Genomic DNA, 19,073 nt, shown 5'->3' with positions numbered 1-19,073 from the left:
ATCGCAAGCTGGCAATTACCTTCCTGGTAATGCCGTAACGGCATGCCGCTACGAAAATGGCCGGGCGAGCCCGGCCATTGGGTCGTTACTCTGCCGCCGTCGCCAGCGGCGCCGGGCTGCGGAAGGCGGCCAGCAGCTTCTGCCATTTCTCCTGCGCCAGCTTCAGGTTCCGCTTCTTGACGTGGCCGAAGCCGCGGATTTCCTCGGGCAGCGCGGCGAGCTGCACGGCGAGCGCGTGGTTTTCCGGCGAAAGGCCGGCGCTGAGTTCGTTGATCAGCGCGAAGTAATCCTCCACCAGCTGCCGTTCCGTGCGGCGCTCCTCGGTATAGCCGAAGATGTCCAGCTTCGTGCCGCGCAGACCCTTCAGCTTCGCCAGCAGCCTGAACAGCCGGAAAGTCCAGGGGCCGAATTCCTTCTTCTGCGCCTCGCCGGTTTCCGGGTCGGGATGCGCAATCAGCGGTGGCGCCAGATGGAAGGTGAGTTTGAAGTCGCCCTCGAACTGCGCGTTCAGCTTCTTGAGGAAGTCGCCATCGGTGTAGAGGCGTGCGACTTCATACTCGTCCTTGTAGGCCATCAGCTTGTAGGCGTAGCGCGCGACGGCTTCGGCGAACCCGGTCATGCCCTTGGCCTTGTTCTGCTCGGCCTGGCGCGCGGTCTCGACCAGTGCGCGGTAGCGGTTCGCATAGGCTTCGTTCTGGTAGGCGACGAGGCGGGCCGAGCGGTCGGCGAGCAGTTCGTCGACCGTGCGGGCCACCGGCTTCACCTCGCTGACCGGCAGGGTCGGTCGGGCGATCTCCTCGACAGCCTTCGGGTTCTGGGCATAGAGCCGGCCCCAGTTCAACGCGCGGATATTGGCCTCGACGGCCGTGCCGTTGAGCTCGATCGCCTTGAACAGCGCGTCCAGCGACACCGGCACGAGGCCGCGCTGCACGGCATAACCGAGCATGAACATGTTGGTGGCGATGGCGTCGCCCATCAGCGCGGTGGCGAGCTTGGTGCCTTCCAGAAACTCCGAGAGATTCTCGCCCGATGCCTTGCGGATCGCCTGCACCATGGCGTTGTCATCGTAGCGGATATTGGTATTCAGCGTGAAAGCCGCGGTGGGCGTGAGCTGTGTGTTGATCACGGCGCGGGTGACGCCGCGATGCATTTTCTCGAGCGCCTGGTCGCCGGCCGCCACCACCATGTCGCAGCCGAGCACCAGGTTGGCGCCGCCGGCGGCAACGCGCACGGCATGGATGTCATCGGGTTTGGCGGCAATGCGGATATGGCTGAGCACGGCGCCGTTCTTCTGCGCCAGGCCGGTGAAGTCGAGCACCGAGGTGCCGTAGCCCTCCAGATGGGCGGCCATGCCGAGGATCTGCCCGATGGTGACGACGCCGGTGCCGCCGATGCCGGTGATCAGGATGTTGTAGGGCTTGTCCAGCGGCGCGCGTTCCGGCGTGGGCAGGCCGGCGAAGAGCGCGTCCACATCCTCTTCGGCCGGACCCTGGTGCAGCTTCACCTTGGCGCGGCGGACCTTGCCGCCATGCACGGTAACGAAGCTGGGGCAGAAGCCTTTCACGCAGGAGAAATCCTTGTTGCACGAAGACTGGTTGATCTTGCGCTTGCGGCCGAGTTCGGTTTCCAGCGGCTCGACCGAGACACAGTTCGACTTCACCGAGCAGTCGCCGCAGCCCTCGCAGACCGCGTCGTTGATGAAGATGCGCTTGTCGGGATCGGGGAAGGTGCCGCGCTTGCGCCGGCGGCGCTTCTCGGCGGCGCAGGTCTGGTCATAGATCAGGACGGTGACGCCCTCGATCTCGCGCAGTTCCTTCTGCACCTCGTCCAGCTCGTCGCGATGGCGGATCGTGACGCCCGGCGCCCATTCGGTGCCGACGGGATACTTGTCTGGGTCGTCGGTGACGACGACGATCCTGCGCACGCCCTCGCCATAGACCTGCAGCGAGATCTGCGGCGGCGTGAGCTGGCCGTCATGCGGCTGGCCGCCGGTCATGGCCACAGCGTCGTTGTAGAGGATCTTGTAGGTGATGTTGACCTTGGCGGCGACGGAGGCGCGGATCGCCAGCAGGCCGGAATGGAAATAGGTGCCATCGCCGAGATTGGCGAAGATGTGCTTCTCGTTGGTGAAGGGCGCCTGGCCGATCCAGGGTGCGCCCTCGCCGCCCATCTGCGTGAAGGTGGCCGTCGAGCGGTCCATCCACAGCGCCATGAAGTGGCAGCCGATGCCGGCGACCGCGCGGCTGCCTTCCGGCACGCGGGTCGAGGTGTTGTGCGGGCAGCCCGAGCAGAAATAGGGGATGCGCGCCGTCTTGTTGGCGCCGGCGGCCGCACTGCGGTCGCGCTCCAGCTGTTCGAGGAAGCTGATCCGCTCCTCGATCCGCGCATTGGTGTGGAAGCGCTTGATGCGCCTGTAGATCGCCTTGGCCACCAGGGCGGGCGAGAGTTCGCCGGCCGAGGGCAGCAGCCATTCGCCGGTCTCGTCGAACTTGCCGATCACCCGCGGACGCACGTCTTCGCGCCAGTTGTAGAGCTGTTCCTTCAGCTGGTTCTCGATGACCGCGCGCTTCTCCTCGACGACCAGAACCTCTTCGAGGCCCTCGGCGAAGTGGCGGGCGCCCTCGCGCTCCAGCGGCCAGACCATGCCCACCTTGTAGACCCGGATGCCGATATCGGCCGCCATCTTCTCGTCGATGCCCAGATCGTCCAGCGCCTGGCGCACATCCAGATAGGACTTGCCGGTGGTGATGATGCCCAGCCGCGCACGCGGGCTGTCGATCACCACGCGGTCGATCTTGTTGGCGCGGGCGAAGGCCAGCGCGGCATAGCCCTTATCCCGCTGCAGCCGCAGTTCCTGCTCGAGAATGGCATCGGGCCAGCGGATGTTGAGGCCACCCGGCGGCATCTGGAAATCCTCCGGCAGCACGATCTTGAGCCGGTCGGGATCGATGGAGACGCTGGCCGAGCTTTCGACCGTTTCGGTCTGGCACTTGAAGCCGACCCAGACGCCGGCATAGCGCGACATCGCCCAGCCGAGCAGGCCGTAATCGAGGAATTCCTGCACGTTGGCGGGATTCAGCATCGGCATCATCGCCGCCATCATCATGTGCTCGGACTGATGCGCGACGGTCGAGGACGCGGCGCCATGGTCGTCGCCGCACAGCACCAGCACGCCGCCATGTTTCCAGGTGCCGGCGCTGTTGCCATGCTTGAAGACGTCCATCGAGCGGTCGACGCCCGGGCCCTTGCCGTACCAGATCGAGAAGACGCCGTCGTATTTCGCGTTGGGGAAGAGATTGAGCTGCTGGCTGCCCCAGACGGCCGTTGCAGCGAGATCCTCGTTCACGCCGGGCTGGAAATGGATGTGGTGCTCCTTGAGGAATTTGCGCGCGCGCCAGAGCTGCTGGTCATACAGGCCGAGCGGGGAGCCGCGATAGCCGGAGATGAAACATGCGGTATTCAGCCCGGCGGCAAGGTCGCGCTTCCGCTGCAGCATGGGCAGCCGGACCAGTGCCTGGGTGCCGGTCAGGAAAACGCGTCCGCGCTCCAGGGTGTATTTGTCGTCCAGCGTGACGTTCGCCAGCATTTCGTTCCTCCCGCTTACCGAAAATAGGTAAGCAATACTGACCTAATTATAGAACCGCCGCCGCGGGAGTCGAGCGAAAAGCGCTGCGACAACGAAGTGAGCGGGCGCGGTTGCTGTTTCATTTGGTTCTGATAGATAGCAAATGCTACTCACCCCAGCGCGTCAACGACGGAAACTCCGGACACCCTATGGCCATTCTGCTTACCGGCGTTGCCGGCTTCATCGGTTTTCACGTCGCCCAGGTCCTGCTTGAGCGGGGAGATGAGGTCATCGGAATCGACAATCTGAACGATTATTACGATCCGAACCTCAAACGCGCACGACTCGCCCAGCTGGAAGGGCGAAAAGGGTTCAAATTTTTCAAGGCCGATATTTCCGACAGCGCGCAGGTGACGGAAGCCGTGGCGGGAAGCGATATCCGCCGCATCGTGCATCTCGCCGCCCAGGCCGGCGTCCGCTACTCGCTGGTGAACCCGGAGGCCTATATCCGGGCCAATGTGCTGGGCCATACCGTAATCCTGGAGCTTGCCCGGCACCTGCCGAAATGCGAGCACCTGGTCTATGCCTCGTCATCGTCGGTCTATGGCGGCAACACCAAGCTGCCATTTGCCGTGGAAGACCGGGTCGATTCGCCGGTTTCGCTCTATGCGGCAACCAAGAAGGCGGACGAACTCCTCAGCCACGCCTATGCGCATCTCTTCCGTTTTCCCCAGACCGGCCTGCGCTTCTTCACTGTCTATGGTCCCTGGGGGCGGCCGGACATGGCGCTGTACATCTTCACCAAGGCGATTTTCGAAGGCCGGCCGATCCATGTCTTCAACAACGGCGACATGCAGCGCGATTTCACCTATATCGACGACATCGTGAATGGTGTGATCCGCACGCTCGACAACCCGCCGGCGCCGGACGGGCAGGGGCGGCCCTACCGGCTATACAATATCGGTAACAACAAGCCCGAGCCGCTGCTGCGCATGATCGAGGTGCTGGAGCAGGCAATCGGCCGCAAGGCCGAGAAGCAGCTGATGCCGATGCAGCCGGGTGACGTGAAGGCGACCTATGCCGACATCACCGCGATCAGCCGGGATGTCGGTTTCGCGCCGACCACGCCGATCGATGTCGGCGTGCCGAAATTCGTCGACTGGTTCCGGCGCTACCACAACCAGGTCTGACCATGAGCGAAGCGCCCCGCATCGATCCGTCTGCCCTTGATCCCAAGCTGATCGAGAGCTTCGTCCGGAAGGGTATCCCGCTTTGCGGAGCGCTCGGCATGAAGGTGATCGCCGTTGGCCGCGACGTCACCATGGCGCTGCCCTGGCGGGAAGATCTCGTCGGCGATCCCAGCAGCGGCGTGCTGCATGGCGGCGCGGTCACCGCACTGATCGACTCCGTCTGCGGCATGGCGGTGTTCGCCGCCATGAAAAGCCTGACGCCCATCGCCACGCTGGACCTGCGCATCGACTATCTCAAGCCCGCCTCGGCGCATAAGGAGCTCTACGCGACGGCCGAGTGCTACAAGCTCACGCGGCATATCGGCTTTGCCCGTGCCCGGGCCTATCATCCGGAGACACCGGACGACTGGGTGGCGAGCTGCGTCGGCGCTTTCATGATCGGCTCGTCCGACAAGCTGCCGCTGCCGCGCGGAGAGAAGGTGCCGACCGCATGATGACCGATCTCCAGAAGCTGGTCGCAGAGGCGCGCAAGGCAAAGGACTACAGCCGCTTCATGCAGGCGATCCCGTATTTCCGCTTTCTCGGCCTCAGCCTGCGCGAGGACGAGAAGGGACCGGTCTGCGTGCTGCCGGCCGATCCGAAGCTGATCGGGAATGCGCAGCTGCCGGCACTGCATGGCGGCGTCGTGGGCGCGCTGCTGGAATCGGCCGCCATCGTGCACCTGATCTGGAGCGCGGAAACCGACAGCGTGCCGAAGATCATCGATCTTTCGGTGGATTACCTGCGTTCGGCGCGGCCGGTCGAGACGTTTGCCCGCGCCGTCATCACCAAGCATGGCCGCCGCGTGGCCAATGTGCGTGCCGAGGCCTGGCAGGACGATCCCGAACGCCCGGTGGCTGCCGCCCACGCCCATTTTCTGCTGGGCTGAACCCGGCAGCAGGGTGGCCAAAGCGCCGACCCTTCCCCATATACTTGCGGCATCCGAACAGAAAGAGGTGACTGCATGGCTTCCCCGGCCGCCATTCCTGCCAATGACGAAACGCTCGGCGTCCTGCCGGTATGGGATCTGAACGACCTCTATCCCGGCCTCGATTCAGCCGAACTGAAGCGCGATATCGCGGATGTCGGCGCGCGGGCGGCAAAGCTCGAACAGCAGTACAAGGGGCGCATTGCCGCTCTCTCCGGCGACGAACTCGCCGCGGCCATCGCCGAATACGAGAAGCTGGAAGACCTGATTGGCCGGATGATGTCCTACGCCTCGCTGGCCTATGCCGGCGACATGGCCGATCCGAAGATCGCCGGTTTCTACCAGGACATGCAGGAGAAGCTGAACGACGTCACCACGCGGCTGCTTTTCCTGACCCTGGAGCTGAACCGGCTGGAAGAGCCTGCGCTCGAGCGCAAATTCTCGGAATCGGCGGCACTGGCGCATTACCGCCCCTGGCTGCGCGACCTGCGGCTGTTCCGCGAGCACCAGCTGGACGATGAACTGGAGCGTCTGCTGCATGAAAAGGCGGTGACCGGCCGCGCCGCCTGGAACCGCCTGTTTGACGAGACCATGGCGGGCCTGCGTTTTCCCTTCGGCAAGGAGCAGCTGACGGCGGAGCAGATGCTGCACAAGCTGTCCGACAAGGACCCGAAGACCCGCCGGACCGCAGCCCGGTCGCTGGCGAAAGTGTTTCGCCAGAATATCCGGCTGTTCGCCCTGATCACCAACACGCTCGCCAAGGACAAGGAGGTCGAGGACCGCTGGCGCAAATATCCGACGCCGGAGGCCTACCGCCATCTCTCCAACTGCGTCGAGCCGGAAGTGGTGGATGCGCTGACAGATGCCGTGACCAGCGCCTATCCGAAGCTGTCGCACCGCTATTACAAGCTCAAGGCGCGCTGGATGGGCGTGAAGAAGCTGCCCTGGTGGGACCGCAACGCGCCGCTGCCGGAGGATACCGACCGCGTCATCGGCTGGGACGAGGCGCGCGACATCGTGCTGAAGGCCTATGGCCGCTTCTCGCCGCAGCTGGCCGATCTCGGCCGCAAGTTCTTCGACAACCCCTGGATCGATGCGCCGGCCAGGCCGGGCAAGGCGTCGGGTGCCTTCGCGCATCCCACCGTGCCGAGCGCGCATCCCTATCTGCTGCTGAATTACCAGGGGCGGACGCGGGACGTGATGACGCTGGCCCATGAACTGGGCCATGGCGTGCACCAGCTGCTGGCGGCCGAGCAGGGGCCGCTGATGGCCGATACGCCGCTCACGCTCGCCGAGACGGCCTCGGTCTTCGGCGAACAGCTCACCTTCCGCGCCCTGCTCGACCAGGCGGGGCCGGAGCGCCGCAAGCTGATGCTGGCCTCCAAGGTCGAGGACATGCTGAACACCGTGGTGCGGCAGATCGCCTTCTTCAAGTTCGAGCGGCAGGTCCATGCCGCCCGCCGCGAAGGCGAGCTGACGCCGGACCGTCTCGGCGAGATCTGGCTCGGCGTGCAGAAGGAGAGTCTCGGTCCGGCCATCCGCTTCGACGAGGATTACAGCACCTTCTGGTGCTACATCCCGCATTTCATCCATTCGCCCTTCTATGTGTATGCCTACGCCTTCGGCGATTGCCTGGTGAACGCCCTCTATGCGCGCTACCAGGATGCCGAACAGGGGTTCCAGGAAAAGTATTTCGCCATGCTCAGGGCCGGCGGTACGCTGCGGCACAAGGAGCTGCTGGCGCCGTTCGGGCTGGATGCGTCCGACCCGGCTTTCTGGTCGAAGGGGCTCGGCGTGATCGAAGGCTTCATCGACGAGCTGGAGATGCTCGGCTGAATGGCTGAAAAAAACTCCGCGTTCGGACGGGCGCGTCGCTATGCGCGGGTCGGTGCTTCCGTAGGCGGCCTCGCCGCACGGCTGGGGGCCGAGCGTGTGCTCGGCGTGAAGATGGACCGCGCCCGCCACGCGGCCGATCTGCGGGCGGCGCTCGGCGGGCTGAAGGGCCCGCTGATGAAGGTGGCGCAGATCATGTCCACCATCCCCGATGCGCTGCCGAAGGAATACGTCCAGGAGCTGGCGCAGCTGCAGGCCAATGCGCCGGCGATGGGACATGCCTTCGTGAAGCGCCGCATGGCGGCTGAACTCGGCCCCGGCTGGCAGGGAAAATTCAAAAGCTTCGATCTCAACGCCGCGGCAGCCGCGAGCCTGGGGCAGGTGCATCGGGCGGTGTCGCTGGACGGCGAGACGCTGGCCGTCAAACTGCAGTATCCCGACATGGCCTCGGCGGTGGAGGCCGACCTGCGGCAGCTGCGGCTGATCTTTGCCATCTATGGCCGCACGGATCCGGCGATCGACACGCGGCACATCCATGCCGAGATCGCCGCGCGCCTGCGCGAGGAACTCGATTACGAGCTGGAAAGCCGCCATATGCGGCTCTACGGCGAGATGCTGAAGAAGGAAAAGCACGTCCATATCCCGCAGGTGCTGCCGGCGCTGACGACGAAACGCCTGCTGACCATGTCGTGGCTGGACGGGCGGCCGCTTCTGGAATTCAGGGATGCGCCGCAGGAGACCCGCAACCGGATCGCGATCAATCTCTTCCGTGCCTGGTATGTGCCCTTCTATCAGTGCGGCGTGATCCACGGCGATCCGCATCTCGGCAACTACACGGTACGGGCGGATTTCGGCATCAATCTGCTGGATTTCGGCTGCATCCGCATCTTCCATGCGAAATTCGTCGGCGGCGTGATCGACCTCTATCGCGCGATCTCGACACAGGACCGTGCGCTGGCCGTGCATGCCTACGAAACCTGGGGCTTCACCGGGCTGAGCAACGACGTGATCGACACGCTGAATCTCTGGGCGGAATTCGTCTATGCGCCGCTGCTGGAGGACCGTCCGCGCCGCATCCAGGAAATGGAGGAAAGCGGGCTGTACGGTCGCGAAGTCGCGGAGGAGGTACACCGCAAGCTGCGGCAGCTGGGCGGTGTGACGCCGCCGCGCGAATTCGTCTTCATGGACCGCGCCGCCATCGGTCTGGGCGGCGTCTTTCTGCATCTCAAGGCCGAAATCAACTGGCACCGGCTGTTTCACGACCTGATCGCGGATTTCGACACCGCGGCACTGGCGAAACGGCAGAAAGCGGCGCTCGACAAGGCCGGCCTGCCGCTGCCGGCCTGAGGCCCCCGGAACCGGATCGCGCGCGACCGGTTCCTCTACACCGGCCTCCGGCCGATCTGTAGCAGAAAGGGAGTACCGCCATGGCACAGCGCTTTCGAGGACGCGACGAACGCGATTACGGCAGCAGCCGCAATCCCGGTTACTGGGATCCGAATCCGGGCGAGGATGATCGCAGCCGCCGGACGCAGGAGCATGGCGACAATTACGGTTACCGCGGCAATGCGCGAGGCATGAGCCAGCCATGGCGTGACCAGGACGTCTCCGGGATGGGCAGCGGGCAACGCAGCAGCGGCTATGGCGGCAACCAGGGCCGCGAACCCTATTTCGGCGATCGGCGGTTCGACGACGACTGGTCGCGGTCACAGTATGCCACCACCGGCCGGCCCTACGGCCAGATGGACTCTGGACAGGACATGCCGCGCTTCGGTCCGGGCAGCAGCCGTGACGAATGGCAGGCCGGCCCGGCTTACGATCGCGGCGGCGGGCAGGGCTATGGCAGCCAGGGCTACACTCCGGAAGGCTATGGGCAGAGCGGCTACGGCCCCGGCGGCCGCGCCGGCTATGGCGGGCGCGGCAGTTTCGGCAGCCAGACCGGTTTCGGGCAGACCAGCATGGATGCAAGCGGCATGACCGCCGGGCAGAGCTATCGCGGGCGTGGCCCGAAGGGCTACCAGCGTTCGCCCGAACGCCTGAAGGAAGACATCTGCGAAAGACTTACCGAGGCGCCCGATGTGGATGCCAGCGAGATCACCGTCCAGTGCAAGGATGGCATCGTCACTCTGGAAGGCACGGTGGAGAACCGGCAGATGAAGCATCGCGCGGAAGACATCGTCGAAGCCTGTTCGGGCGTGCGGGACGTCGAGAACCGCCTGCGCGTCGTGGCCAGTCCGTCCGGCTCAGCCGAACAGGGCCGCCGCGGCGGGCTGATGTCGCATTGACCTGAAATCGGCCGAACCGGTCGAAATCATCGGGGCGCCGCGGCTGTGTGGCGCCCTGATCCGTTCCGGTCCGCAGGTGCGGCGCGGGTCTTTCCGGCTTGAGACTGCTGCGCTTTGCCGCGAGAATTGCGCCATGATCGGCGGGCTCTCAGCATATTCGCCAGGCAGCTTCGCGGCTCTGGGCAGTGCCGCCGCGGCATCGCCCATGGTGTTCCGCGACGAGAATGGCGAAGTCTGCAGCTCTTTCGAATGCAGGACCCATGGCGCGCTGCTCAAGGCGCAGCTGCAGGCGAGCTTTCCCGGTCTGACCATCCTCGGCGTTGAATCAGATGAAGACGGTGCCGGCAAAGCCGCACCGCAGCCGTCTTCGGTCGAAACGAAACGCCCGGTGGCACCCGCGCCCGGCGCCGGCCTTGCCAGCGGCGGCACCCTGCTGGCCGCGCAGCAGCAGAGCGGCAGCGGCGGTGAGGCCCGGGCACCCGGCGAACTGACCGAGGAGGAGAAGCAGCAGGTCGCCGAGCTGAAACAGACCGATGCCCGGGTGAGGGCCCATGAGCGCGCCCATGCCGCTGTAGGCGGGCAATATGCCGGTGCGCCTTCCTACGATTATGTTCGCGGCCCGGACGGGCAGATGTATGCCGTGAGCGGCGAGGTGGCGATCGATATCAGCCCCGAATCGGATCCCGAGGCGACCCTGCAGAAGGCGACCCAGGTGGCGGCCGCCGCGCTGGCGCCGGCCGATCCCTCCGGGGCCGACCGCGCCGTGGCCGCTGCGGCAGCCCAACTGCGGCTGCAGGCGCTGGCGGAGATGCGCGCCGAGAAACGGGCCGAGCAGGAGGAGCAGCAGGAAGCCGGAAAGGCAGGTTCTGCCGGGCAGCCGGGGAGCGATACGCCCGCCGCCCGGGCCGCGCTGGCCTACGGCACCGCCGGCCGGGTCTCCAACGACAACCCGGCGAAGCGGCCGGGCAGCCTGACCGCGTTAACCGCCTGAATCCTGCTGCATTGCGGGAGGGTTGTGCCCGCTTTGCCCCCCGGCTTAATATCCGGGCCGAACTCGGAGTCCCGATAAACACGTAAAATCAGGAGACGAATCATGGCCGGTGAACATCAGCTGGGCACCATGGATATCAGCCATCACAAGGCGACCTATGCCGGTTTCATCAAGGTCACCATCTGGGTTACCGCGATCACTCTCGCCATTCTGGCGCTGATGGCAGCTTTCCTCGCCTGAGCCGTCCGGCCGGCCGGGCCGCAGCCCGCCGGCCGCAACCTGTTGCGGTCTGAAGGGGGGAGCCTGCCATGAAAATCGGAATACCGAAGGAACGCCGGCCGGGCGAGAAGCGCGTCGCCGCCTCACCGGAAACGGTGAAGAAGTTTGCAGGTCTCGGCTGCAGCGTGGTCGTCGAGACCGGCGCCGGTCTCCAGGCCGACATCCCCGACGATCAGTACACCGCGGCCGGCGCGGCCATCGCGCCGGATGCCGCAGCCACCCTGCGCGATGCCGATCTGGTCCTGAAGGTGCAGCGGCCGATGACCGCGGCCGAAGGCAACGACGAGCTGGCGCTGCTCAAGAAGGGTGCCGTGCTGGTCGCCGGCCTCCAGGCTCTGCAGCAGCGGGATCAGGTGAAGGCCTATGCCGAGGCGGGCATCACCGCCTTTGCCATGGAACTGATGCCGCGCATCACCCGCGCACAGTCCATGGACATCCTGTCCTCACAGTCAAACCTTGCCGGCTACAAGTCGGTGCTCGATGCGGCACAGCATTTCGGCCGCGCCTTCCCGATGATGATGACCTCCGCCGGCACCATCGCGCCCGCCCGCGTTTTCGTCATGGGCGTCGGCGTCGCCGGCCTGCAGGCCATCGCCACCGCCAAGCGCCTCGGCGCCGTGGTGTCGGCCACCGACGTGAGGCCGGCCACCAAGGAGCAGGTGGAAAGCCTCGGCGGCAAGTTCATCTGGGTCGATGACGAGGAGGCCCGCGCCTCGCAGACCGCCGGCGGCTATGCCAAGGAAATGTCGGATGAGTACAAGCGCAAGCAGGCCGCGCTGATCGCCGAGACGGTGAAGAAGCAGGACATCATTATCACCACCGCGCTGATCCCCGGCCGTCCGGCCCCGGTGCTGGTGACGGAAGAGATGGTGAAGTCGATGCGCCCGGGCTCGGTGATCGTCGATCTGGCGGTCGAGGCCGGCGGCAACTGCCCGCTGTCGAAGGTTGACCAGGTGGTCGAGGTCAACGGCGTGAAGATCGTCGGCTACAGCAACTATCCGAGCCGCGTGCCGGTGGATGCCTCCAACCTGTTCGCCAAGAACCTGTGGAATTTCCTCTCCCCGCACTGGGACAAGGAGAGCAAGAGCTTCAGGTTCAACTTCGAGGACGAAACGGTCAGCGGCACCTGCGTGGCGCGCGACGGCGCGGTCGTGCACCCGATGCTGAAAGAGGGGGCGTAAACCATGGCCGAGATCTATTCCTTCTTCTCGCTGCTCTCGATCTTCGTGCTGGCCTGCTTCGTCGGCTATTACGTGGTCTGGAGCGTGACGCCGGCCCTGCATACGCCGCTGATGAGCGTGACCAACGCGATCTCCTCGGTGATCGTGGTCGGCGCGCTGATCGCAGCCGGCGCCTCCGCCGTCTTCGACGCCTCCAAGATCTTCGGCCTGATCGCCATCGCGCTCGCCGCCGTCAACATCTTCGGCGGCTTCCTGGTCACCCAGCGCATGCTGGCGATGTACAAGAAAAAAGAGAAGAAGTAGGGAGCCGCCGCCATGCCCATCCAGTTGACGGCGCTGCTCTACCTGGTCAGCTCCATCCTCTTCATCCTCGCGTTGCGCGGCCTGTCCAGCCCCGAAACCAGCCGCCAGGGCAACATCTACGGCATGACCGGCATGGCCATCGCCGTGGTCACCACGATCGCCAATCTCGGCGATGTGGGCGGCACCATCGTCTGGGTGCTGGTCGCGCTGGTGATCGGCGGCGCGGTGGGTACCGTGCTGGCGCGACGCATCCAGATGACGGCGATGCCGCAGCTGGTCGCCGCCATGCACAGCCTCGTCGGCCTGGCCGCCGTGCTGGTGGCCGCGGCCGCTTTCTACAATCCGGCGCCCTACGGCATCCTCAATGCCACTGGCGAACTCACCGTCGCCTCGCGCATCGAGATGAGCCTCGGCGTGGTGATCGGCATCATCACCTTCTCCGGTTCGCTGGTCGCCTTCGCCAAGCTGCAGGGTCTGGTCTCGGGGAGCCCGGTGGTGTTCAAGGGCCAGCATGCGCTGAACGCGCTGATCGGCCTGGTGATCCTCGGCCTTGTGGTCGCCTTCTGCATCAATCCCAGCCAGGAACTGTTCTGGGCAGTGACCGTGCTGGCACTGATTGTCGGCTTCACCATCATCATCCCGATCGGCGGCGCCGACATGCCTGTTGTCGTCTCGATGCTGAACTCCTATTCGGGCTGGGCGGCAGCCGGTATCGGCTTCACCCTGCAGAACCCGGCGCTGATCGTCACCGGCGCACTGGTCGGCTCCTCGGGCGCGATCCTGTCCTACATCATGTGCAAGGGCATGAACCGCTCGCTGTTCAACGTCATCCTCGGCGGCTTCGGCGGCGACTCTGCTGCGGCAAGTGGCGGCCAGAAGGTCGACCGGCCCTACAAGAAGGGCTCGGCCGATGACGCGGCCTTCATCATGAAGAACGCCGGCAAGGTGATCATCGTGCCAGGCTACGGCATGGCGGTGAGTCAGGCGCAGCATGCGCTGCGCGAGATGGCCGACAAGTTGAAGGAGGAGGGCGTGGAAGTGAAATACGCCATCCATCCGGTGGCAGGCCGCATGCCGGGCCACATGAACGTGCTGCTGGCCGAAGCCAACGTGCCTTATGACGAGGTGTTCGAGCTGGAGGAGATCAACTCCGAATTCCAGACCGCCGACGTCGCCTTCGTCATTGGCGCCAACGACGTGACCAACCCGGCGGCACGCGACGATCCGAAAAGCCCGATCTACGGCATGCCGATCCTGGATGTCGACAAGGCGAAGACCGTGCTGTTCGTGAAGCGCTCGATGGCGTCGGGCTATGCCGGCATCGACAACGACCTTTTCTACAAGGACAACACGATGATGCTGCTGGCCGACGCCAAGAAAATGGTCGAGGACATCGTCAAGGGACTGTGAAAACCGGGCCGGATAACGGCCAAAGCCACAGAATTGTCACGGCCCGGAGTATCTTCGGGCCGTTTTCGTTCGCCCGGCAGGCTTGCAAATCGCGCCGGTCCACCTATGTTGGTCCCATCGATCTGCTACGGACTGCACGGCCTGCTACGCCCTCTGGGGAACAGATTCCGCGACTTCCTACAGGATCTGATGCGTCGCTCTATGAAGGGCGGCGCTTGTTACCCAAGACGGAGATACAGCTATGGCTGTCGGTACTGTGAAATGGTTCAATGGCACCAAGGGTTACGGCTTCATCCAGCCGGAAGGCGGCGGGGCGGACGTGTTCGTCCACATCTCGGCCGTTGAGCGCGCTGGCATGAACGGCCTGAACGAGGGCCAGAAGATTTCGTTCGAGGAGCAGCGCGATCCGAAGCGCGGCAAGACCTCGGCGGTCAATCTGAAGGCGGTCTGATCCGCCAGCCGCGCTCCGGCGCGGCGTTGAACAGACCTGGGGGCATCGGGCGACCGGTGCCCCCTTGGTTTTTTTACGGCTCTTCAGCAGGAGGCAGCGATGGCATTCAAGCCGAATTACGGCCAGGAGCGCGCCGCGCGCAACCGCGCCAAGGAAGAGCGGAAGCGGGAAAAGCTGCAGAAACGGCAGCAGGAATCCGAACGCCGCAAGGCCGGCCAGGCCGCGGCGTCGGGACTGGCCGGAGCCGATGCCGCCACCGATATCCCGGTGCCGGACGAGGGCGACGGCAAGTAGGCGTAGACGTTGTACCTGAGGCAGGCGGACATGAGTAAACCGACAAAAAAGAAGAAACCGAAGATCAATCCCAATGCCAGCCATATCCTGTTCGACGTGATCTACCAGGATGGCAGCCAGACATCGAACCGCCGCGTGCCGGTGAGCGCTTTCGGCCCGCTCGACGACGAGGAAGACGTGGCCCGCGCCCAGATCGAACAGCAGGACCGCGAGATCGCCGAGAAATCCGGCCGCCCGCGCGGCCCGATCAAGTCCATCGCGCGCTCGGCCAATCAGTAATTCAGTCGCGCCGGGCCTGAATCAGCGCCTCGTGCAGGGCCTGCAGGAAGGCCGAGCGGTCCTTCTGCGTGAACGGCCGGCCGCCCCCGCCCGTACTCAGCGAGAGCGGGTCGGCGCTGCGCAGGTCGGTCATCAGGTTGCGCAGGCCCAGATCCATGCCGATGCTGTCGGGCGTGAAGCGCCGGCCCGTCGGCGCCAGCACCACGGCGCCGAGCTTCACGCAGCGCGCCGCCAGCGGCACATCGGCCGTGATCACGATGTCGCCCGGCCGGGCTGTCTCCGCGATCCAGTTGTCGGCCGCGTCCAGGCCGTCGCCCACCACCTGCAGGCGGATCAGCGGATGGCCGCGCGGCACGTTGAGGAAGCTGTTCGCCACCACGACGACGCTGGTCTGATGGCGCTCGGCGACGCGGTAGACCTCGTCTTTCACCGGACAGGCATCGGCGTCGACGTAGATGACCGGCACCGTCAGTCCCGTTTCGGGATCAGCATCAGCAGCCCGGCGGCGATCAGGCCGACCGGCCACCACTGCTTCAGCGCGGACCAGTCCAGCATGCCGAAATTCTGCAGCAGCAGGATGATACCGGCGGCGATCAGCAGCAAAGGCCAGATGAAGGCCGAACCGGGGCGGCGCATGCGGTGCCTCTTCCTCGCAGGCTGGTCGATGATGGTGGGATCGGGATCCATGGCGGGATGCTAGCGGCGGCCCGGCCAAAGTTAAACCGTCATGGCCGGACCTGACCCGGCCTTCCGCGCTCTTCCTTGACGGGCCTTCGCTGCTGAGGAACATGAAACCGTGGATGCCCGGGTCATGCCCGGGCATGACGTACAGGTGTATTGATGAGCAAAGCCTTCACCCGCGAGCAGGACAACGCCCCCGACGACGAGGATGGCGAGGACACCGCGCCGGCAATACCGGCGGGCGCGAAGAACTACATCACGCCCGAGGGCCTGCGCCGGCTGCAGGACGAGCTGCGCCATCTGAAGACCGTTGAGCGGCCGAAGGTGGTCGAGATCGTCTCCTGGGCGGCCGGCAACGGCGACCGCTCGGAGAACGGCGACTATCTCTACGGCAAGAAGCGGCTGCGCGAGATCGACCGCCGCATCCGCTTCCTGCTGAAGCGGCTGGAGATCGCCGAGCCGGTCGATCCCGGGCTGCAGAAGAACCGCGAGCAGGTCTTCTTCGGCGCCACGGTGACCTATGCCGACGAGGAGGGGCGCGAGCGCACCGTCCGCATCGTCGGCATCGACGAGGCGCGGCTGGAGCAGGGCGAGGTGAGCTGGATCTCGCCGGTGGCGCGCGCGCTGATGAAGGCCCGCGTCGGCGACGTGGTGACGCTGCGCACCCCGCGCGGGCCGGAAGAGATCGAGGTCATCAAAATCGAATACCGCGACGCCTGACATTTCCTGCGGGAACATCACGGCGCCCCGCGGCTTTCACGGTCTCCCGTTCCGATCCAGGAGACCGTCCGCATGGCCCTCACCGCGCTCGCGCTGAACTGCAGCCTGAAATCCACCGCCCAGGCGCAGCAGACCTCGACCTCGAAACTGCTCGACCTCTTCCTGGAGAAGTTCAGGGCCGAAGGCGTCACCGGCGAGCAGCTGCGCATGGCGGATTTCAACATCAAGCCGGGCGTGACCTCCGACGAGGGGCCGGGCGACGACTGGCCCGAACTCCGCCGCCGCCTGCTGGAAGCCGACATCCTGATCATGGGCACGCCGATCTGGCTCGGCCAGCCCTCCAGCATCGCCAAGCGGGTACTGGAGCGGCTGGATGCTTTCTTAAGCGAAACCGACGAACAGGGCCGCATGGTCAGCTTCGGCCGCGTCGCCGTGGTCGGCGTGGTCGGCAACGAGGACGGCGCGCATCACGTCTCGGCCGAGCTCTACCAGGCGCTCAACGACACCGGCTTCACGATCGCGGCCACGGCGGTGTCCTACTGGGTCGGCGAGGCGATGCAGAAGACCGACTTCCAGGACCTGCCCAAAACCCCCGACGCCACCGACAGCGCCATGCTGGCGGCGGTGCGCAATGCCGTGCATCTGGCAAAGTTCCTGAAGCAGAATCCCTATCCGCCGCAGAAGTAGCCTATCCCCGGTTTGTATCGCGGCCGGGTATCCTTATACAGGTTCGTCACCCTCGGGCCTGACGAGGATGACGGGTGTTGTAAGACATGGCGCGTCTGCCCATTGACCCGCACCGCTGCGCCCCTCCATGCTCTCCGCGCGAGGAGCCCAGTCATGATGAAATCCGTGCCCGTCAGGATTGACGACATCCAGGTGCCGATGAAGTTCAAGGGCCTGCTCGATCCGGCAAAGGCGGCGGCCCTGGCGGAAGACATTCTCGCCAACGGGCAGAAGACGCCGATCCAGGTGCGGCGCGACGAGAAGGCGAAGCGCTATGTGCTCGTCTCCGGCCTGCACCGGCTGGAAGCCCTCCGCAGCCTCGGCGAGGCAACCGTCGACGCGCTGATCGTCGCCGCGCGGAAGTTCTGAAGCCGCCAGCTCTCCTATTTGTCATGGCCGGGCTTGACCCGGCCATCCACGCCCTTTACGGCGGAAGCCAGGCGTAACGGGCAACGGAACAATCGCGGATGCTGGGCAGAAGGCGCTCTTTGGATCCGGACATGACGACTGAGCAGTGAACGGCGTGACCACAGCACCCTACGACCTCATCATCCTCGGCGCCGGCGGGGCGGGGCTGTTCTGTGCCGGCGTGGCGGCGCAGCGCGGCCGCCGCGTGCTGCTGCTCGACCATGCCGCCAGCCCGGGAGAGAAGATCCGCATCTCCGGCGGCGGCCGCTGCAACTTCACCAACCTGCATTGCGGCCCGGACGACTTCCTCTCCGGGAATCCGCATTTCGCCAAGTCGGCGCTGAAGCGCTACAGTCAGCATGACTTCATCGCCCTGGTGGAAAGCCACGGCATTGCCTGGCACGAGAAGACCCAGAGCGGCATGAGCCTGGGCCAGCTTTTCTGCGACGGCTCGTCAAAGCAGATCATCGCCATGCTGCTGGCGGAATGCCGCAAGGGGCCGGGCGACGTGGACCTGCGGCTTTCGACCAGGATCACCGACGTGGCGAAAACCGGGTCCGGCTTCCGCGTCGAAACCGACGGCGGGCGGTTCGAAGCGGCGAAGCTGGTGATCGCCACCGGCGGGCCCAGCATCCCGAAGATGGGCGCCAGCGGCTTCGCCTATGACCTCGCGAAGCGCTTCGGGCTCAACGTGATCGCGCCGAAGCCGGCGCTGGTGCCGCTGCTGCTGCCGCCCGATGCGCTCAATCCCCCACTGGCCGGCGTCTCGACGCTCTGCACCGCCGCCCACGGCAGGCGCAAATTCACCGAGGCGATGCTTTTCACCCATCGGGGCCTGAGCGGCCCGGCCATCCTGCAGATCTCCTCCTACTGGCAGCGGGCGAGCGATCAGCCGGTGACGCTCGACCTCGCGCCCGGCCTCGACCTGCTGGCCGAACTCAAAAGCGCGAAGGCCGCGCATCCGAAGCAGGATCTCGCCACCGCGCTGGCCCGGCATCTGCCCGCCCGGCTGGCGGCCGATCTCGCCGGGCGCCATGGCGGCGGCGGCCGCATGGCTGACCTGCCCGATGCGCTGCTCGCCCGCGTCGCCGCAAATGTGAAGCAGTGGCGCATCCAGCCATCCGGCACCGAGGGCTATGCCAGGGCGGAAGTCACGCTCGGCGGCATCGACACGGCGGAACTGTCGTCGCAGACCATGGAGGCGAAAGCCGTGCCCGGGCTCTACGCGATCGGCGAGGCCGTCGACGTCACCGGCCACCTCGGCGGCTTCAATTTCCAGTGGGCCTGGAGCAGCGGCTACGCGGCAGGGATAGTGCTGTAGGTCGACTCTCGCGATGGTTGACACTCGGGAAGGTGCTTTCTAGCCTGCTTTGGAAAAATCGGTTGGGGCGGATGAGCGAAACGGAAAGGGTGGGCCTTAAAGACCCACTACAACAGGGCGACATTATTCGCCTGAGGCACGTAGAGGTACATCCCTCTAGTCCGCCGCTGGGCGTTGTTATCAATGCTG

Annotated in this window: 20 protein-coding genes and 1 pseudogene; 18 read left to right on the top strand and 3 right to left on the bottom strand. The window is 65.4% G+C overall.

Features of this window, described 5'->3' with window-relative positions:
• Window positions 1–85: 85 nt before the first annotated feature.
• Entirely contained in the window at window positions 86–3,586 is a 3,501-nt protein-coding gene (locus VKZ87_RS10960) for an indolepyruvate ferredoxin oxidoreductase family protein (protein ID WP_324221297.1), read from the bottom strand.
• A gap of 188 nt (window positions 3,587–3,774) precedes the next feature.
• Between VKZ87_RS10960 and VKZ87_RS10955 the strand changes: the two genes are divergently transcribed.
• The 14 genes and pseudogenes from VKZ87_RS10955 (at window position 3,775) to VKZ87_RS10890 (ending at window position 15,028) form a co-directional block, all read left to right on the top strand.
• A complete protein-coding gene (locus VKZ87_RS10955; protein ID WP_324221296.1) occupies window positions 3,775–4,755 on the top strand; it encodes an NAD-dependent epimerase/dehydratase family protein in 981 nt (326 codons plus the stop codon).
• Window positions 4,756–4,757: 2 nt separating this feature from the next.
• Complete coding sequence (locus VKZ87_RS10950) at window positions 4,758–5,249, top strand: PaaI family thioesterase (protein ID WP_324221295.1); 492 nt, start codon at window positions 4,758–4,760, stop codon at window positions 5,247–5,249.
• A complete protein-coding gene (locus tag VKZ87_RS10945; protein ID WP_324221294.1) occupies window positions 5,246–5,683 on the top strand; it encodes a PaaI family thioesterase in 438 nt (145 codons plus the stop codon). Before VKZ87_RS10950 ends, VKZ87_RS10945 begins: the two co-directional genes overlap by 4 nt.
• Before the next feature lie 75 nt (window positions 5,684–5,758).
• Window positions 5,759–7,558, top strand: coding sequence for a M3 family oligoendopeptidase (locus tag VKZ87_RS10940; RefSeq protein ID WP_324221293.1), 1,800 nt, complete (start codon window positions 5,759–5,761; stop codon window positions 7,556–7,558).
• A complete protein-coding gene (locus tag VKZ87_RS10935) occupies window positions 7,559–8,902 on the top strand; it encodes an AarF/ABC1/UbiB kinase family protein (protein WP_324221292.1) in 1,344 nt (447 codons plus the stop codon).
• 80 nt (window positions 8,903–8,982) lie between these two features.
• On the top strand, window positions 8,983–9,840 hold the full coding sequence (locus VKZ87_RS10930) for a BON domain-containing protein (RefSeq protein WP_324221291.1): 858 nt from the start codon (window positions 8,983–8,985) through the stop codon (window positions 9,838–9,840).
• Between the two features lie 133 nt (window positions 9,841–9,973).
• Window positions 9,974–10,831: a putative metalloprotease CJM1_0395 family protein gene (locus VKZ87_RS10925; protein ID WP_324221290.1), complete on the top strand. Its 858-nt coding sequence runs from the start codon at window positions 9,974–9,976 to the stop codon at window positions 10,829–10,831.
• A gap of 102 nt (window positions 10,832–10,933) precedes the next feature.
• On the top strand, window positions 10,934–11,071 hold the full coding sequence (locus tag VKZ87_RS10920) for an aa3-type cytochrome c oxidase subunit IV (protein ID WP_324221289.1): 138 nt from the start codon (window positions 10,934–10,936) through the stop codon (window positions 11,069–11,071).
• 68 nt (window positions 11,072–11,139) lie between these two features.
• Window positions 11,140–12,291 carry a Re/Si-specific NAD(P)(+) transhydrogenase subunit alpha gene (locus VKZ87_RS10915; RefSeq protein WP_324221288.1) on the top strand — a complete coding sequence of 384 codons (1,152 nt, stop codon included), beginning with the start codon at window positions 11,140–11,142 and terminating at the stop codon, window positions 12,289–12,291.
• A gap of 36 nt (window positions 12,292–12,327) precedes the next feature.
• Window positions 12,328–12,594, top strand: a pseudogene (locus tag VKZ87_RS10910) (NAD(P) transhydrogenase subunit alpha); the annotation flags it as partial.
• Between the two features lie 12 nt (window positions 12,595–12,606).
• Window positions 12,607–14,004, top strand: a complete 1,398-nt coding sequence (locus VKZ87_RS10905; protein WP_324221287.1) for an NAD(P)(+) transhydrogenase (Re/Si-specific) subunit beta — start codon at window positions 12,607–12,609, stop codon at window positions 14,002–14,004.
• A gap of 241 nt (window positions 14,005–14,245) precedes the next feature.
• On the top strand, window positions 14,246–14,455 hold the full coding sequence (locus VKZ87_RS10900) for a cold-shock protein (protein ID WP_324221286.1): 210 nt from the start codon (window positions 14,246–14,248) through the stop codon (window positions 14,453–14,455).
• A 99-nt stretch (window positions 14,456–14,554) separates the two neighbouring features.
• Window positions 14,555–14,749, top strand: coding sequence for a hypothetical protein (locus VKZ87_RS10895; protein WP_324221285.1), 195 nt, complete (start codon window positions 14,555–14,557; stop codon window positions 14,747–14,749).
• A 30-nt stretch (window positions 14,750–14,779) separates the two neighbouring features.
• Complete coding sequence (locus tag VKZ87_RS10890) at window positions 14,780–15,028, top strand: hypothetical protein (RefSeq protein WP_324221284.1); 249 nt, start codon at window positions 14,780–14,782, stop codon at window positions 15,026–15,028.
• 1 nt (window position 15,029) lies between these two features.
• Here VKZ87_RS10890 and VKZ87_RS10885 read toward each other — a convergent pair whose 3' ends face one another.
• Both VKZ87_RS10885 and VKZ87_RS10880 read right to left on the bottom strand, forming a co-directional pair.
• The gene (locus VKZ87_RS10885) at window positions 15,030–15,494 is read right to left on the bottom strand and encodes a YaiI/YqxD family protein (protein WP_324221283.1); all 465 of its coding nucleotides are present in this window, start codon (window positions 15,492–15,494) and stop codon (window positions 15,030–15,032) included.
• Window positions 15,495–15,496: 2 nt separating this feature from the next.
• A complete protein-coding gene (locus tag VKZ87_RS10880; protein ID WP_324221282.1) occupies window positions 15,497–15,715 on the bottom strand; it encodes a LiaI-LiaF-like domain-containing protein in 219 nt (72 codons plus the stop codon).
• 153 nt (window positions 15,716–15,868) lie between these two features.
• Between VKZ87_RS10880 and greB the strand changes: the two genes are divergently transcribed.
• From greB to VKZ87_RS10860, 4 genes are all read left to right on the top strand, one after another.
• Window positions 15,869–16,429, top strand: coding sequence for a transcription elongation factor GreB (gene greB, locus VKZ87_RS10875; protein ID WP_324221281.1), 561 nt, complete (start codon window positions 15,869–15,871; stop codon window positions 16,427–16,429).
• Window positions 16,430–16,501: 72 nt separating this feature from the next.
• Complete coding sequence (locus tag VKZ87_RS10870) at window positions 16,502–17,116, top strand: flavodoxin family protein (protein WP_324221280.1); 615 nt, start codon at window positions 16,502–16,504, stop codon at window positions 17,114–17,116.
• A 153-nt stretch (window positions 17,117–17,269) separates the two neighbouring features.
• On the top strand, window positions 17,270–17,524 hold the full coding sequence (locus VKZ87_RS10865; RefSeq protein WP_324221279.1) for a ParB N-terminal domain-containing protein: 255 nt from the start codon (window positions 17,270–17,272) through the stop codon (window positions 17,522–17,524).
• A gap of 154 nt (window positions 17,525–17,678) precedes the next feature.
• Entirely contained in the window at window positions 17,679–18,884 is a 1,206-nt protein-coding gene (locus VKZ87_RS10860; RefSeq protein WP_324221278.1) for an NAD(P)/FAD-dependent oxidoreductase, read from the top strand.
• The last annotated feature ends 189 nt before the right edge of the window (window positions 18,885–19,073 follow it).

The organism is Ferrovibrio sp., assembly GCF_035304305.1.
Taxonomy (GTDB): domain Bacteria; phylum Pseudomonadota; class Alphaproteobacteria; order Ferrovibrionales; family Ferrovibrionaceae; genus Ferrovibrio.
Note: the sequence above shows the minus strand (reverse complement) of the source record. Positions and strands in the feature narration are given on the sequence as shown.